The organism is Pseudomonas sp. R3.Fl (assembly GCF_023516765.1).
Taxonomy (GTDB): domain Bacteria; phylum Pseudomonadota; class Gammaproteobacteria; order Pseudomonadales; family Pseudomonadaceae; genus Pseudomonas; species Pseudomonas citronellolis.
On sequence record NZ_JAMGSO010000001.1, the window covers coordinates 6,568,908 to 6,584,994 of the forward strand.

A 16,087-nucleotide genomic window follows, 5' to 3' on the forward strand; every position below is an offset into this window, starting at 1 on the left:
CTCGGGGTTCACCGACGTGATCGATACGGCGGATCGCCAGTCGGCGCTCGCGGTGGACTCGGTCGCGGCGGTCAAGGACATGGCGGAGCAGGCGACGCGAACCGCCGGCGAAGCCCAGGAGCTGATCCAGGTCGCCTCGCGTGCCCGGGAGCAAGCCGCCAATGGCAGTGGCCAGGTGCGCCAGGTGGCCACGGGCATGACCGGACTCGCCGGTGTCGTCGAGGAGGTGGGCGTCGAGTTCGACAGGGTCCGGCAGCAGGTGTCGCGCATCGGCGAGATCGTCGAGATCATCCGCGGCATCGCCGGCCAGACCAACCTGCTGGCGCTCAATGCGGCCATCGAGGCGGCGCGCGTCGGCGAGCAGGGCAGGGGCTTCGCCGTGGTCGCCGACGAGGTGCGGCAACTGGCCGAGCGCACGGGGCAGGCCACCCTCAGCGTGGGCGAGATCGTCGGCCTGATCGGCGAGGGTATCGACCGCCTCGACCAGGGGCTCGCTCGCGCCCGGACGGAAACGGCGGAAGGCCTGGCACGGGCGATGGGCGCCTCGACGGTGCTCGATGGGATTGCCGGCGCCTCCCAGGGGACCGTCAGCGCGGTACAGGGGATCGCCGACCGGGCGGCCTGCGAGGCGGACAGCTCGGTGCGCCTGCTCGAAGGCTCGGATACCGTGGCCCATCTGGCCCGCGACCTGGACGACAAGGTCAACACCTGCAACAGCGGCCTGCGCGAGCTGATGCTGGGGCTGGTGGAGCTCAAGGGGCTCGCTGGCCACCTGGACGTCGGGGGCGATGCCCTGGTTGCCTTGGTGGATGCCGTCGAAGAGACGCGGGCGCACAACATCATGGTGCTCAATGCGCGCAGCGTGGAGCAGATGCTGCCGCACATCGCCAGGATCGAGGCGCTGGACCGGGAGGTGGACAGCCAGGTGGAACTCGCCGCCGGCTGGGCGGACGAGCAGCAGAAGGAGGGCCTGGCGCGTTTGCGCGATGCGCTGCGCGACTACCGGAGGATCCGCGACGAACTGCTCGGCATCGCCCGGCGGGGTGGCACTGAGCTGGAGAGCGTCCGCGGGCGTGCCGCGCCCCGGGTTCGCGATGCCTATCGACGGGTCAAGGAGATTTGTTCGTCACTGGCCCCCCTACGAAAGGACAAGGTAGCGTAAGGTATCGGTCGTCCTACTATTTCCTGATTACAAAAACGACAATCCACCGGGCGCCGCTGCGGTAGGCCATCCTTCCGCCGGCGTACCCGTGGTGCAGGAAGACAATCGTGGCAGTACTGCAATTGATAGAACGATTCAATCTGCGCTCGAGGCTGCGTTTCGACATCGAAGCCGGCCAGATCTGGCTGAATGAAAGTCGGATGCTCCTGTTGCATGCCAAGGCTTTCAGCGCAATGCGCCGTGAGCTGTACGACTCGCTGGGGGCCAAGCGTGCCCAGGGCCTGCTCTTCCGCATGGGTTTCGCCGCCGGGCAGCAGGATGCCGACCTGGCGTCGAAGTTGATCGGCGAGGGGGACAACTACGATGTCTTCCAGATCGGGCCGGAGCTGCATGCCTTCGAGGGGCTGGTCCGCTCACGCATCACCGATGCGCAGATAGACTGGGAGCAAGGCAGCTTCTTCGGCGAGGTGGAGTGCAGCAATTCCTGGGAGGCCGAGGCCCATCTGCAGCAGTTCGGCACCAGCGAGGAGACCGCCTGCTGGAGCCTGGCCGGCTATGCGTCGGGCTACACGACGCGCTTCTTCAAGCGCTTCATCGTGTTCCGCGAGACGCAATGCACCTGCCGTGGCGACCACCATTGCGTGATGGTCGGCAAGCCCGTGGAAGCCTGGGGAGACGACGCCCACCTGGAGTATTTCCGCAAGGATGACGTCGACAATCCGCTGCAGGCCCTGGAGAAGGAATTGGTGCAGTTGCGCGGCCACCAGCGCGAGCAGTTGCCGCCCAACAAGCTGGTCGGCAGCTCCCCGGCCTTCCGTGCCGCCTTCGACCTGCTCAGCCGCGCCGCCAACAGCCCCATTACCGTGCTGTTGCTGGGAGAAACCGGGGTTGGCAAGGAAGTCTTCGCGCAATGGCTGCACGAGAACAGCTGCCGCGCCGATCAGCCTTTCGTGGCCGTCAACTGCGCGGCGATTCCCAACGACCTGATCGAGTCCGAACTGTTCGGCGTCCAGAAGGGCGCCTTCACCGGGGCGCAACAGTCGCGCCCCGGGCGTTTCGAACGCGCCGATGGCGGAACCCTGTTTCTCGACGAACTGGGCGACCTTTCGCCCTCGGCCCAGGTGAAGCTGTTGCGCGTCCTGCAGACCGGCGAGGTCGAGCGCCTGGGCGACGACAAGGCCCGCAAGGTCAACGTGCGCCTGGTGGCCGCCACCAACGTCGACCTGCAGAAAGCCATCGCCGAAGGGCGTTTCCGCGCGGATCTCTACTACCGCCTGGCGACCTATCCGGTGGTGATCCCGCCCTTGCGGGGACGCAAGGCGGACATTCCGGCACTGGTCTCTTCCCTGCTGGAAAAGTATGCGCCGATCTACCACAAGGCCTTGCCCGGGCTGACCGATCGCGCCCTGCAGGCATTGATGGCGTACGACTGGCCGGGCAACGTCCGCGAGCTGGAGAACCTCATCGAGCGCGCCGTGCTGCTGGTACAGCCTGGCGCGCTGATCGAGGTCGAGCACCTGTTCTCCGGGGCCACGCCTTTCGCACCGCAGGGTGGCGTCCTCAACCGGCACGGCCAGCTGGGCAGCGCGGACGAGGCGCGGCGCGAACAGCTCTACGACAAGCTGCTCGACGAAGGCTTCGACCTGCAGGCCCATGAGCAGCGCCTCCTGGAGCTGGCGGTGCGCCGGGCCCATGGCAACCTGACCCACGCGGCCCGCCTGCTCGGCATCACCCGGCGGCAACTGGCGTACCGCCTGAAGCAGGGCGGCGAAGCCGGGCATTGCCCCGGCGACAACTGACGAAAGCGAACATCCCCACGTGCTCCGATGAGCAAGGCCCCGGGCCGTGCCTGACTCTGGTCAGGTACGGCCGACAGACGGGCCATCATCACCGGTTTTCATCGTGCTCCTTTGCCCGGACCGCCCGCTGACGGGAGGTACCGGGCTTTTTCCTGGGTGATTTCCGGGCCCGCTGTCCAGGTGTGCCTGACGCTTTTGTAAGGCGCCCCTGGCCACTGGACAAAAGCGTCAGGCCCGGCACCTTCCCGGCAGCCTGTATTTCATTAAAAAATACTTGAAAAACAGATAGTTATATTTTCTGGCACCGTCTCTGCAATGACTCTCTGCAAGTGCGCGACACGGCACTGTGGGAAGCCTCGAACGGCCATTCGGCCAGGAAGACTTCTCCATGTTCATCGAGCCGATAAAGGAGACAAGAAATGGCGATGACAGGTGTGTTGAGACCCGGCCATGCCCAGGTCAGGGTGCTGAACCTCGAAGAAGGCATCCGCTTCTACCGGGATGTGCTGGGCCTGGTCGAAACCGGCCGGGATGCCCAGGGGCGGGTGTATTTCAAATGCTGGGACGAGCGCGACCACAACAGCTACGTGATTCGCGAGGCGGAAAGCGCCGGCCTGGATTTCTTCGGCTTCAAGGTGCTGGACAAGGCGACCCTCGACAAGCTGGAAACCGACCTCCGGGCCTATGGCTTGGAAACCACCCGCATCCCGGCCGGCGAGTTGCTGGAAACCGGCGAGCGGGTGCGCTTCGAACTGCCCTCGGGCCACCTCATCGAGCTCTACGCGGAAAAGACCAGCGTGGGCAACGGTATCTCCTACGTCAACCCGGCGCCATGGAACGCCCAGCGCGAACACGGCATCGCGCCGGTGCGCCTCGACCACTGCCTGCTGTATGGCCCGAACGTCGCCGAGGTGCAGAAGATCTTCACCGAGGTGCTGGGGTTCTACCTGGTGGAGCGGGTACTCAACCCCGAAGGGGACGCCAACGCGGCGATCTGGCTGTCCTGTTCGCACAAGGTGCACGACATCGCCTTTGTCGAATACCCCGAGAAAGGCAAGCTGCACCACTGCTCGTTCCTCATGGACACCTGGGAACAGGTGCTGCGCGCCGGCGACATCATGTCGATGAACGAAGTCGCGGTGGACATCGGCCCGACCCGCCACGGCGTCACCCGCGGCTGCACCATCTACGCCTGGGATCCCTCGGGCAATCGCTTCGAGACCTTCATGGGCGGCTACCAGCCGTACCCGGACTACCAGCCGCTGACCTGGACCTGGGACAACTTCGCCCAGGGCCTGGACTACCCGCAGCGCAAGCTGCACGAAACCTTCCTCACCGTCGTGACCTGAGGGGCCGCCATGACTCGTTCGAACCGCCCCCGCGAGTTGGTGCCGGCCAGGCTCGATACCCGCCGCCGCTTCGTGCGCGTCACCGGCAGCCGTGGCCAGGATTTCGTCGAATTCGATTTCGCCATCGGCGAGCCGGAGCTGTTCGTCGAGATGATCCTGGGCCCGGAGGCCTTCGCCGAATTCTGCACGGCCAACCAGGTGGAAATCCTGCCGCCCAGAACGGACGCGGACAGTGACACGAGCGATTGGGACTGGCGTTTGGCAGATGCCACCCAGACCCGCTTCAGACAATGACCAGGAGCGGCGCCAACGTTTTCCGGCGCCCTCAGGAGAGACCCATGCAAATCGACCTCCGCACGGTGAGCATCCAGCCGCTGCGCCAGACCTTCGATCACCTGGCCCGCCGTTTCGGCGACAAGCCGGCCTCGCGCTACCAGGAAGGCAGCTACGACATCCAGGCCAGCGAGAACCTGCACTACCGGCCCACCTGGGCGCCGGAGCAGGAACTCTACGACCCGACCATCAGCCGCATCGTCATGCGCGACTGGTACGCGCTGAAGGACCCCCGGCAGTTCTTCTACAGCACCTACACCCTGTCCCGCGCCCGCCAGCAGGACACTGCCGAGGCCAATTTCGACTTCGTCGAATCGCGTGGCCTGGCCGACATGCTGCCGGACGAACTGCGCCAACTGGCCCTCGACGTGCTGGTGCCGCTGCGCCACGCGGCCTGGGGCGCCAACCAGAACAACACCTTCATCTGCGGCTACGGCTTCGGCACCACCTTCACCCAGCCCTGCATGTACCACGCCATGGACAACCTGGGCAGCGCCCAGTACCTGTCGCGCCTCGGCCTGCTGCTGGGCGGCACCGAGGCCCTGGAAGCCGGCAAGGGCGCCTGGCTCGACGCCCTGGCCTGGCAGCCGCTGCGCCGCTACGTCGAGGACAGCATGACGGTGCGCGACCCGTTCGAGCTGTTCATGGCGCAGAACGCCTGCCTCGATGGCCTGCTCTATCCGCTGGTCTACGAGCGCATCGTCGATGACTACCTGTCGAGCCGCGGCGCTTCGGCGGTGGCGATGCTCACCCAGTTCATGAGCGACTGGTTCGACGAGACGCGCAAGTGGGTCGATGCGGTGATCAAGGTCGCCGCGGCCGAGTCCGAGCACAACCGCGAGCAACTGCGGGCCTGGAGCGTTACCTGGGGTGATCGCGCGGCCTCGGCGTTGCTGCCGGTGGTCGAGCTGGTGTTCGGCTCGCAGGCCGACGAAGTGGTCAGCGAACAGGTGGGCGCCTTCAAGGCGCGTCTGGAAAAGAACGGCATCGCGCTCTGAGGGGGAACCATGTCGACCGTATTCATTGCCCTGCAAGCCAACGAAGAAACCCGCCCGATCATCGAGGCGATCGAGATCGACAACCCCCGCGCGGTGGTGCACCGCGAGCCGGCGATGGTGAAGATCGACGCGCCCAACCGCCTGGTGATCCGCAAGGACACCATCGAGGAGCAGATCGGCCGCAGCTTCGACCTGCAGGAACTGCAGATCAACCTGATCACGCTTTCCGGCAACGTCGACGAAGACGAAGACACCCTGACCCTGACCTGGGATAGCTGAGCGAGACGCCGTCATGGACATGAAAAGTTCGAACAAGAAGCTGAGCCTGAAAGAGAAATACAAGTGCTTCACCCGTGACCTGGGCTGGGAACCTTCCTACCGGACCAAGGACGAGCTGTTCCCCTACGTGCACTACGAGGGCATCAAGATCCACGACTGGGACCAGTGGGAGGACCCCTTCCGCCTGACCATGGACGCCTACTGGAAGTACCAGGCGGAAAAGGAGCGCAAGTTCTACGCAATCATCGACGCCCATGCGCAGAACAACGGCCACCTGCACATCACCGATGCCCGCTACCTGTCGGCGCTGAAGATCTTCCTGCAGGCCATCAGCCCGGGCGAGTACGCCGCGCACAAGGGCTTCGCCCGCGTCGGCCGCGAGTTCCCCGGGGTCGGCACCCAGGTGGCCTGCCAGATGCAGGCGATCGACGAGATCCGCCACGCGCAGACGCAGATCCACGCGCTGTCCAACTACAACAAGTACTACAACGGCTTCCACGCCTTCGCCGACCAGCGCGACCGCATCTGGTACACCTCGGTGGCGCGCTCGTTCTTCGACGACGCCATGAGCGCCGGGCCGTTCGAGTTCATGATCGCCATCGGCTTCTCCTTCGAGTACGTGCTGACCAACCTGCTGTTCGTACCCTTCATGTCGGGCGCCGCCTACAACGGCGACATGGCGACGGTGACCTTCGGCTTCTCCGCCCAGTCCGACGAGGCGCGGCACATGACCCTGGGGCTTGAGTGCATCAAGTTCATGCTCGAGCAGTCGCCGGACAACCTGCCGATCGTCCAGGGCTGGATCGACAAGTGGTTCTGGCGCGGCGTGCGCGTGCTCAGCCTGGTCAGCACCATGATGGACTACATGCTGCCCAAGCGCGTGATGTCCTGGCGCGAGGCCTGGAACATCTACGGCGTGGAGAACGGCAGCGCGCTGTTCCGCGACCTGGCGCGCTACGGCATCCGCCCGCCCAAGGGCTGGGACGACGCCGAGGCCGCGGTGGACCACATGTCCCACCAGCTGATGCTGGGCCTGTACCAGTGGAGCTTCGGCACCGCCTTCCACAGCTGGATTCCGTCCGACGCCGACATGGCCTGGCTGTCCGAGAAGTACCCCGAGACCTTCGACAAGTACTACCGGCCGCGCTGGCAGCACATCCGCAAGCTGGCGGAGGCCGGCACCCCGTTCAAGAACTTCGGCCTGGCCAAGCTGTGCCAGTGCTGCCAGTTGCCCGCGGTGTTCACCGAGCCGGCGGACCCGACGCTGCTCTGCCACCGGGAGGTCGACTACCAGGGCGAGAAGTACCACTTCTGCTCGGACCACTGCCAGAGCATCTTCGAGAACGAGCCGGAGAAGTACGTGCAGGCCTGGCTGCCGATGCCGCAGCTGTTCCAGGCGCCGCTCAACGGCGACCTGGCCGCCTGGATGGACTGGGTCAGCCTGCGCGACGGCCAGGACAACGGCGACTTCGTCGGCTCCCAGGACCAGGGCAACTTCCAGCAATGGCGCGACCTGGCCACCTCCAACCACTGATAGAGCAGGGCGCCTGGCGGCCCCGTGCGCCAGCGCGCCCCTTCGATAACAAGAAAGGAGAAGCACAATGCCTGTAGCCACCTTGGGCGACTACACCGCCGTTCCCCGTGACCGCGTCGAAAACTTCGCCGGCAAGCAACTGCTCTACGTCAGCTGGGACCGGCACCTGCTGTTCGCCGCGCCCTTCCTGCTCTGCCTGCCGCCGGAAACGCCCTTCGGCGAGATGCTGGAGGGTGCGCTGCAGCCGCTGCTGCAGGCCGACCCGGACGCTGCCGCCATCGACTGGCAGGCGGTCGAGTGGTTGAAGGGCAACCGCCCCTGGGTACCGGACTTCAACACGAGCCTGGCCGCCAACGGCATCGGCCACAAGGAGCAGTTGCGCCTGCGCACGCCGGCCCTGAACAGCCTGTGCCGCCTGGGCTGACGGAGGCGAGATGAGCTACGAACTGACTATCGAGCCGCTCGGCCAGACCATCGCCATCGAGGAAGGCCAGACCATCCTCGATGCCGCGCTGCGGGCCGGCATCTACCTGCCCCATGCCTGCTGCCACGGCCTGTGCGCCACCTGCAAGGTCCAGGTGGTGGACGGCGAGGTGGAGCACGGCGAGGCCTCCAGCTTCGCCCTGATGGACTTCGAGCGCGAGGAGCAGAAGTGCCTGGCCTGCTGCGCCACCGCCCAGAGCGACCTGGTGATCGAGGCCGAGATCGAGGAAGACGTCGACGCCGAGAACCTCCCGGTGCGCGACTACGTCGGGGTGGTGAGCCGTATCGAGCGGCTCACGCCGACGATCAAGGGCATCTGGATCCGCCTGGACGAGCCGCTGCGTTTCCAGGCCGGCCAGTACATCAACTTCGAACTGCCGGACGGCATCGGCTCCCGCGCCTTCTCCATCGCCAGCTCGCCAGCCCAGGCGGAGGAGATCGAACTCAACGTCCGCATCGTGCCGGGCGGCCAGGGCACGGGCTACATCCACGAGCGGCTGGCGCCGGGTGATCGGGTGGCCCTGAGCGGCCCCTACGGGCGCTTCTTCGTCAAGAAGTCGGCCCAGGTCCCGCTGATCTTCATGGCTGGCGGCTCGGGCCTGTCGAGCCCCCGCTCGATGATCCTCGACCTGCTGGAGGAGGGCTGCACGCTGCCGATCACCCTGGTCTACGGCCAGCGCAACCGCGAGGAACTGTATTACCACCAGGCGTTCCTCGAACTGGCGGCGCGCTTCGGCAACTTCCACTACGTGCCGGTGCTGTCCCACGAGCCGGAAGGCTCGGCCTGGGAGGGGCTGCGGGGCTTCGTGCATGACGCGGCGAAAGTCCATTTCGCCAACGATTTCCGCGGCCACAAGGCCTACCTGTGCGGACCGCCCCTGATGATCGACGCCTGCATCACCACCCTGATGCAGGGGCGCCTGTTCGAGCGCGACATCTACACCGAGAAATTCATCTCGGCCGCCGATGCCCAGCAGGTACGCAGCCCGCTGTTCAAGGCGATCTAGCCGGCATCCGGGGCCTTCGGAGGGGATACCTTTTAGGTATCTCCTCTCAAGGATAAAAGTATTAGTCGGTATGAAAACCATTTCCTAGACTCGCGGCAACAGGGTTCGCCAACCCAGCCGGGGTTGCGGGAACGGGCGCCAACCAGAGAGCGGAGCTGCCATGCGTCACATCGAGAATTTCATTGCCGGAGAGTTCGTCGCCGCCGCCAGCGGCAGGCGTTTCGAGAAGCGCTCTCCACTGGACAACCGGGTCATCGCCTCCATCGCCGAGGCCGGGCAGGCGGAAGTGAACGCGGCCGTCGACGCCGCGCGCAGCGCCCTGCAGGGCGAGTGGGGGAGCCTGAGCACCGAGCAGCGGGTCGACCTGCTGTATGGCGTGGCCGACGAGATCACCCGCCGCTTCGACGACTTCGTGGCGGCCGAGATGGCCGACACCGGCCAGCCGGCGCACGTCATGAAGCACGTCTTCATTCCGCGCGGGGCGGCCAACTTCAAAGTGTTCGCCGACGTGGTGAAGAACGTCGCCAGCGAGTCGTTCCAGACGCCGACCCCGGACGGGCGCGGTGCGCTGAACTACGCGCTGCGCGTGCCCAAGGGGGTGATCGGCGTGGTCTGCCCGTGGAATGCGCCCTTCATGCTGATGACCTGGAAGGTCGGCCCGGCGCTGGCCTGCGGCAACAGCGTGGTGGTCAAGCCGTCCGAGGAGAGCCCCGCGACCGCCGCGCTGCTGGGCGAGGTGATGAACGCCGTGGGGGTTCCCAAGGGCGTGTACAACGTGGTGCAGGGCTTCGGCCCGGATTCGGCCGGCGAGTTCGTCACCCGCCATCCGGGGGTGGACGCGATCACCTTCACCGGCGAGACCCGCACCGGGACCATCATCATGCAGGCTGCCGCGCAGGGCATGCGCGACGTGTCGTTCGAACTGGGTGGCAAGAACGCCGGCATCGTCTTCGCCGATTGCGATTTCGACGCCGCGGTCGACGGCATCTTCCGTTCCGCGTTCCTGAACTCAGGCCAGGTGTGCCTGGGCACCGAGCGCGTCTACGTCGAACGGCCGATCTTCGAGCGTTTCGTCCAGGCCCTGAAGTCCAAAGCGGAGGCCGTGCGCTTTGGCCGGCCGGACGATTCCGCCGCCGACTACGGCCCGCTGATCAGCCAGGAGCACCGGCAGAAGGTACTGTCCTACTACCGCAAGGCGGTCGAGGAGGGCGCCTGCGTGGTGACCGGCGGCGGCGTGCCGGATATGCCGGGCGAGCTGGCCGAGGGCGCCTGGGTCCAGCCGACCATCTGGACCGGGCTGCCGGAGAGCGCGGCTGTGGTCCGCGAGGAAATCTTCGGCCCCTGCTGCCACATCCGTCCGTTCGACAGCGAGGCCGAAGTCGTCGGCCTGGCCAACGCGACCGAGTACGGCCTGTCCACCACCATCTGGACCAACGACCTGTCCCGCGCCCACCGCGTCGCGGCCCGGATCGAGGTCGGCATCACCTGGATCAACAGCTGGTTCCTGCGCGACCTGCGCACCGCCTTCGGCGGCTCCAAGCAATCGGGCATCGGCCGCGAGGGCGGCGTGCATTCGCTGGAGTTCTACACCGAGACACGCAACGTCTGCGTGAAGCTCTGAGCTGAGCCGCCGCGGCTCCCCACCGAGACCGTTCGAGACCCCCATGGACAATCACAAGATCGAGCAATACGGCAATGAGCTGTACGAGGCGTTCGTCGCCCGGCGCAGCGTGCCACCGCTGCTCCAGCGCGAGCCGGACATCAGCATCGAGGATGCCTACCGCATCCAGCAGCATTTCGTCGCCCGGCGCCTGGCCGCCGGCGAGCGCATCGTCGGCAAGAAGATCGGCGCCACCAGCAAGCCGGTGCAGGAATTCCTCGGCGTCTACCAGCCGGACTTCGGCATGCTGACCTCCGGCATGGTCCACCGCGACGGCGACACCATCGACCTGGGCGGGTTGATCCAGCCCAAGGCGGAGGCGGAACTCGCCTTCGTCCTCAAGGCCGACCTGCAGGGGCCCGGCGTCACCGCCATGGACGTGATCCGGGCGACGGACTACGTGATGCCGTGCTTCGAGATCGTCGATTCGCGGATCGACGACTGGCAGATCAAGATCCAGGACACCGTGGCCGACAACGCCTCCTGCGGCGTGTATGTGCTGGGCGAGGCCAAGGCCGATCCGCGCCAGGTCGACATCACCCTGGCGGGCATGGTGCTGGAAAAGAACGGCGAGCTGTTCTCCACTGCCGCCGGCGCCGCCGTGCAGGGTTCGCCGGCCAATGCGGTGGCCTGGCTGGCCAACACGCTGGGCGAACTGGGCATCCCGTTCAAGGCGGGCGAGGTGATCCTGTCCGGCTCGCAGTCGAGCCTGGTCCCGGTCGCCGACGGCGACGAACTGGTCTGCACCGTCGGTGGCGTGGGCAGTTGCCGGGTCAGGTTCAGCGGGAGGAGCGCGGTATGAGCAACCTCGACCTGACGCTGTCCCGCGAAGACATAGTGCGCCTGTGCGAGCGCGTCGAAGGCGCGCAGCGCCGCGCCTACGCGATCCCCAAGCTGACCGACGAATACCCGCGGATGACCGTCGCCGATGGCTATGCGGTGCAGAGCGAGCTGCGCCGCCGCTTCCTGGCCCAGGGCCACAGGCTGGTGGGCTGGAAAGCCGGCCTGACTTCCCGGGCGAAGATGCGCCAGATGGGCGTCGACGTGCCCTCCATCGGCTTCCTCACCGACCGCATGGCCTGCCCGGAGAACGCCGCGATCTCCACCGCGCTGCTGGTGCACCCGCGCGTCGAGTGCGAAGTGGCGTTCGTCATCGGCAAGGACCTGTGGGGGCCCGGCTGCACGGCCGAGGACGTCCTGGCCGCCACGGACCATGTGTTGCCGGCGGTGGAGATCATCGACTCGCGTTTTTCCGGCTTCAAGTTCGACCTGCCCAGCGTCGTCGCCGACAACGGTTCTTCGGCGCGCTTCGTCGGCGGCGGGCGGCCCCGCTACGTCGAGGACGTGGACCTGCGGACCTTGGGCGTGGTGCTGGAGAAGAACGGCGAAATCGTCGCGCTGGGCGCTTCCGCCGCCGTGCTGGGGCACCCGGCGGAAGCCATCGCCATGCTGGTGAACATCCTCGCCGAGCTCGGCGAGACCCTGCCCGCCGGCAGCTTCGTCATGAGCGGCGGGATCACCGAGGCCGTCGCGGTGAAGCCGGGCGACTGCGTGGTCGCGCGCTTCCAGGAACTGGGCAGCGTGTCCATCCGCTTCACCGAGTGAGAACAACAACCAAGGTTCGAGAGAACTCAGCCATGCCAATCATTGAAATGCACATGCTCGTCGGGCGCACCGCCGAGCAGAAACGCCGCGTCGCCGCGGCGGTCACCGAGGCCGTGAGCCGGAGCCTGGAGTGCGGCGCGGAAACCGTGCGCATCCTGATCACCGAGCACGGTGCCGAAGAGTTCTACGTCGCTGGAATGAACAGGGCGCAGGCCGCTGAGAAAGCCGCGAACAACGAAGGGCAAAGCCAATGAAGAAAATACGATGCGCACTGATCGGCTCGGGCAACATCGGCACCGACCTGATCTACAAGATCAAGCGCAGCCCCCTGCTGGAGCCGGTCTGGATGGTCGGCATCGATCCTGAGTCCGAGGGCCTGTCGCGGGCGCGCGAGCTGGGGCTGAAGACCACCGCGCAAGGCGTCGACGGGCTGCTGCCGCACATCAAGGACGACAACATCCAGATCGCCTTCGACGCCACCAGCGCCTACGTCCACGCGGAGAACAGCAGGAAGCTCAACGCCCTGGGCGTGCTGATGATCGACCTGACCCCGGCGGCCATCGGCCCGCTGTGCGTGCCGCCGGTCAACCTGCGCCAGCATGCGGAAAAGCTGGAGATGAACGTCAACATGATTTCCTGCGCCGGACAGGCGACCATCCCGATCGTCCATGCGGTGTCCCGCATCCAGGCGGTCGAGTATGCCGAGATCGTCGCCAGCCTGTCGTCCAAGTCCATCGGTCCGGGCACCCGCGCCAACCTCGACGAGTTCACCTACACCACCTCCAACGCGCTGGTGAAGGTCGGCGGCGCCAAGCGCGGCAAGGCCCTGGCGATCATCAACCCGGCCGAGCCGCCGCTGATCATGCGCAACACCATCTACTGCCTGACCGAGCAGGAGCCCGACCGCGAGCGCGTGACGGAATCGATCCTGCAGATGATCGGCGAGGTGCAGAAGTACGTGCCGGGCTACCGGCTGGTCAACGGGCCGCTGTTCGACGGCAACAAGGTCTCGGTGTTCATGGAGGTCGCCGGCCTCGGCGACTACCTGCCGACCTACGCCGGCAACCTGGACATCATGACGGCGGCCGCCACGCGGACCGCCGAGATGTTCGCCGAGGAAATCCTCAGCGGCAAGATCCAACTCGAAGCGACGGAGGTGGCCTGATGAGCCAGTCGAACGGTTCCGGCCTCAAGGGGCGGAAGGTCATCCTGCATGACATGTGCCTGCGCGACGGCATGCATGCCAAGCGCGAGCAGATCAGCGTCGAGCAGATGGTAAAAGTGGCCACGGCCCTGGACGACGCCGGCGTTCCCTACCTGCAGGTCACCCATGGCGCGGGCCTGGGCGGCAACTCGCTGCAGCATGGCTTCGCCCCGCACAGCAACGAGGAATACATCTCCGCCGTGGCCAGCCGGATGAAGCAGGCCAAGGTGTCGGTGCTGCTGATCCCTGGCCTGGGGACCATGGCCGAACTGCGCTCGGCCTACGATTGCGGCGCCCGCAGCGTGCACGTGGCGACCCACTGCACCGAGGCCGATACCTCGCCGCAGCACATCGCCTTCGCCCGCAAGCTGGGCATGGACACCTCGGGCTTCCTGATGATGGCCCACCTCAACGACCCGGCGGGCATCGCCAGGCAGGGCAAGCTGATGGAGTCCTATGGCGCGCAAACCGTGTACGTCACCGACTCCGCCGGCTACATGCTCCCCGAGGACGTGAAGGCCCGCGTCGGCGCCCTGCGCGAGGTGCTCGATCCGCAGACCGAGATCGGCTTCCACGGCCACCACAACCTGGGCATGGGCATCGCCAACTCCATCGCCGCCATCGAGGCCGGGGCCAGCCGCATCGACGGCTCGGTGGCCGGGCTGGGCGCCGGCGCCGGCAACACCCCGCTGGAAGTGTTCGCCGCGGTGTGCGAGCGCATGGGCATCGAAACCGGCGTGGACCTGTTCAAGCTGATGGACGTCGCCGAAGACATCATCGTGCCGATGATGGAGCACCTGGTGCGCGTCGACCGCGAATCGCTGACCCTGGGCTACGCCGGCGTCTATTCCACCTTCCTGCTGCACGCCAAGCGCGCCGCCGAACGCTTCGGCGTGCCGGCGCGCGACATCCTGGTCGAGCTGGGACGCAAGAAGATGATCGGCGGCCAGGAAGACATGATCCTCGACACCGCCATGACCATGGCCAGGGAACGGGGCTGGTTGCCCACCTGAGGCCGCGCCACGCTCACCGACGCAAAACGGAGGAGAAGTCATGGGAACGGGTGCGGAGCTGGCCGTGGTGGTCGGCGCGACCGGCGCGTTCGGGCAGGCGATAGTCGCGAGGCTGCGGGCCTGTGGCCTGGACGTGTTGGCCGTGGCGCGCAGCGAGGGTGACCTCGCTGCGCTGGGCGAACGACATGCCGGCGTGCTGGGCTGTGTCGCCGACCTTGCCAGCGACGAAGCGATCGAACGGATCGCCGGCAGGATCGACCGGCCCGTGCGCATGGCCGTGCATGGGCCGGGAGTGACGGTAGCCGGCGGGGTGCTGGAGGCGCCGCCGGTCGCCCTGGCGGAGGCCATGAACCTCAAGGTGGGCGGGATGCTGCGCCTGGTCCGGGCTCTGGATGCCCACCTGGTCGCCGGGGCGCGGCTGGTGGCCATCGGCGGTCACTACGGCTTCGAGCCCTCCGCCTATGCGGCGGCGGCAGGGGTGGCCAACTCGGCGTTGATGAACCTGATACGCCAGCTCAGCCTGGCCTACGGTACGCGGGGGATCACCGCCCACCTGATCGCCCCCGGGCCCGCCGACACCGAACGGCTGCACCGTGTGGTCGCCGACCGTGCGGCCCAGCGCGGCCTGAGCCATGAGGCGGTGCTCGACGCCATGCGTGCCGAGTCTTCGATCGGCGCCTTCACTACGCCGGAGCAGGTGGCCTGGGCCGTCTCCCTGCTGCTGGCGGAGGAAGCCGCCGCCATGACCGGCTCGGCCCTGATGCTGGATTCCGGGAGACGCCGGGGCCTGCCCTGAGCCGGAGTCTGCGTGCGCTACGAAAAACAACAACAGGAGATGCCGCATGCCGGTCGTCAATTTCCACCTGCTGGCCGGGCAGAGCAGCCCCGAGCAGGATGCGTTGCTGCTCAAGGGCGCCTGCCACCTCTACAGCGAGGTCCTGCAGACGCCCCTGGAGCGGACCAGGGCCTTCATCACCCTGCATGAGGCAAGGCACTTCGCCGTGGCCGGGGAGCTTTGCAGCGACACCCGACTCGCCGCGCCCTTCTTCGAGTTCATGGTGCTGGACGGACGCCCCCAGGAGGAGCGCCGGCGCCTGTTGTTCGGCTTCACCGAACTGCTGGTCAGGACACTGGATGTCCGCAGCGAACTGGTACGCGGCATGTGCCTGTGCGTTGCCCCCGGAAACTGGGGCATAGGCGGTGTGCCCGCCAGCATGCGGCGGGCCGAGGAAGTCCAGGCCCGGGCAGGGAAGGGCGGCCATGAAGCATGAGGTGGTGATCGAGGATACGGACGAAGGCTTCCAGTGCGACGAAAAGGAAAGCGTGCTGGCCGGCATGGCGCGGCTTTGCCGCAAGGGCATTCCCGTCGGCTGCCGTGGCGGCGGGTGCGGCGTGTGCAAGGTGCAGATCATCAGCGGCAGCTACATGTCCTGCGCCATGAGCCGCCAGCATGTCAGCGCCGAGGATGAGTCACGGGGAATAGTGCTGGCATGCCGCATCTATCCGCGTAGCCGGCTTACCCTCAGGGTGCTGGGGAAGATGAAGAAGTCGGTCCATGCGCGAAGCCCCGTTCCGGCAAGCATCGACATCGAAGCGCGGCCTTGATTCGCGTGCGCGTGCGGGCCGGGAGCGAAAGCCTGTATGGGCTGGAGGCCGAGCAG

At 66.6% G+C, this 16,087-nt stretch carries 17 protein-coding genes and 1 pseudogene; all 18 read left to right on the forward strand.

All coding sequences use genetic code 11. From position 1 onward, the window contains the following. Positions 1-268: 268 nt before the first annotated feature. Positions 269-1,162, forward strand: a pseudogene (locus M8R19_RS33590) (methyl-accepting chemotaxis protein); the annotation flags it as partial. Between the two features lie 107 nt (positions 1,163-1,269). Continuing rightward, on the forward strand, positions 1,270-2,961 hold the full coding sequence (locus M8R19_RS29085; RefSeq protein ID WP_249919645.1) for a sigma 54-interacting transcriptional regulator: 1,692 nt from the start codon (positions 1,270-1,272) through the stop codon (positions 2,959-2,961). A 419-nt stretch (positions 2,962-3,380) separates the two neighbouring features. Further along, complete coding sequence (locus tag M8R19_RS29090; RefSeq protein ID WP_249919646.1) at positions 3,381-4,310, forward strand: catechol 2,3-dioxygenase; 930 nt, start codon at positions 3,381-3,383, stop codon at positions 4,308-4,310. Positions 4,311-4,319: 9 nt separating this feature from the next. Further along, complete coding sequence (locus M8R19_RS29095; RefSeq protein ID WP_249919647.1) at positions 4,320-4,604, forward strand: phenol hydroxylase subunit; 285 nt, start codon at positions 4,320-4,322, stop codon at positions 4,602-4,604. A 44-nt stretch (positions 4,605-4,648) separates the two neighbouring features. Beyond that, positions 4,649-5,641, forward strand: coding sequence for a ferritin family protein (locus tag M8R19_RS29100; RefSeq protein WP_249919648.1), 993 nt, complete (start codon positions 4,649-4,651; stop codon positions 5,639-5,641). A 9-nt stretch (positions 5,642-5,650) separates the two neighbouring features. Then, positions 5,651-5,920, forward strand: a complete 270-nt coding sequence (locus M8R19_RS29105; protein WP_249919649.1) for an MmoB/DmpM family protein — start codon at positions 5,651-5,653, stop codon at positions 5,918-5,920. A gap of 13 nt (positions 5,921-5,933) precedes the next feature. Next, positions 5,934-7,454, forward strand: coding sequence for a YHS domain-containing protein (locus M8R19_RS29110; protein WP_249919650.1), 1,521 nt, complete (start codon positions 5,934-5,936; stop codon positions 7,452-7,454). A gap of 67 nt (positions 7,455-7,521) precedes the next feature. Further along, positions 7,522-7,878, forward strand: a complete 357-nt coding sequence (locus tag M8R19_RS29115) for a phenol hydroxylase subunit P4 (RefSeq protein ID WP_249919651.1) — start codon at positions 7,522-7,524, stop codon at positions 7,876-7,878. Positions 7,879-7,888: 10 nt separating this feature from the next. Then, on the forward strand, positions 7,889-8,944 hold the full coding sequence (locus tag M8R19_RS29120) for an NADH:ubiquinone reductase (Na(+)-transporting) subunit F (protein ID WP_249919652.1): 1,056 nt from the start codon (positions 7,889-7,891) through the stop codon (positions 8,942-8,944). Between the two features lie 160 nt (positions 8,945-9,104). Continuing rightward, complete coding sequence (locus M8R19_RS29125) at positions 9,105-10,565, forward strand: 2-hydroxymuconic semialdehyde dehydrogenase (protein ID WP_249919653.1); 1,461 nt, start codon at positions 9,105-9,107, stop codon at positions 10,563-10,565. A gap of 43 nt (positions 10,566-10,608) precedes the next feature. Continuing rightward, entirely contained in the window at positions 10,609-11,406 is a 798-nt protein-coding gene (gene dmpE / locus M8R19_RS29130; RefSeq protein ID WP_249919654.1) for a 2-oxopent-4-enoate hydratase, read from the forward strand. Beyond that, positions 11,403-12,209, forward strand: coding sequence for a 2-oxo-3-hexenedioate decarboxylase (dmpH, locus tag M8R19_RS29135; RefSeq protein WP_249919655.1), 807 nt, complete (start codon positions 11,403-11,405; stop codon positions 12,207-12,209). Before dmpE ends, dmpH begins: the two co-directional genes overlap by 4 nt. Before the next feature lie 32 nt (positions 12,210-12,241). Then, entirely contained in the window at positions 12,242-12,463 is a 222-nt protein-coding gene (locus M8R19_RS29140; protein ID WP_249919656.1) for a tautomerase family protein, read from the forward strand. Next, complete coding sequence (locus tag M8R19_RS29145) at positions 12,460-13,374, forward strand: acetaldehyde dehydrogenase (acetylating) (RefSeq protein WP_249919657.1); 915 nt, start codon at positions 12,460-12,462, stop codon at positions 13,372-13,374. Before M8R19_RS29140 ends, M8R19_RS29145 begins: the two co-directional genes overlap by 4 nt. Then, positions 13,371-14,426, forward strand: a complete 1,056-nt coding sequence (dmpG, locus tag M8R19_RS29150) for a 4-hydroxy-2-oxovalerate aldolase (protein ID WP_349654716.1) — start codon at positions 13,371-13,373, stop codon at positions 14,424-14,426. Before M8R19_RS29145 ends, dmpG begins: the two co-directional genes overlap by 4 nt. Before the next feature lie 40 nt (positions 14,427-14,466). Next, positions 14,467-15,222: an SDR family oxidoreductase gene (locus M8R19_RS29155; protein ID WP_249919659.1), complete on the forward strand. Its 756-nt coding sequence runs from the start codon at positions 14,467-14,469 to the stop codon at positions 15,220-15,222. A gap of 46 nt (positions 15,223-15,268) precedes the next feature. Further along, positions 15,269-15,697, forward strand: a complete 429-nt coding sequence (locus M8R19_RS29160) for a tautomerase family protein (protein ID WP_249919660.1) — start codon at positions 15,269-15,271, stop codon at positions 15,695-15,697. After that, the gene (locus tag M8R19_RS29165; protein ID WP_249919661.1) at positions 15,687-16,031 is read left to right on the forward strand and encodes a 2Fe-2S iron-sulfur cluster-binding protein; all 345 of its coding nucleotides are present in this window, start codon (positions 15,687-15,689) and stop codon (positions 16,029-16,031) included. Before M8R19_RS29160 ends, M8R19_RS29165 begins: the two co-directional genes overlap by 11 nt. The last annotated feature ends 56 nt before the right edge of the window (positions 16,032-16,087 follow it).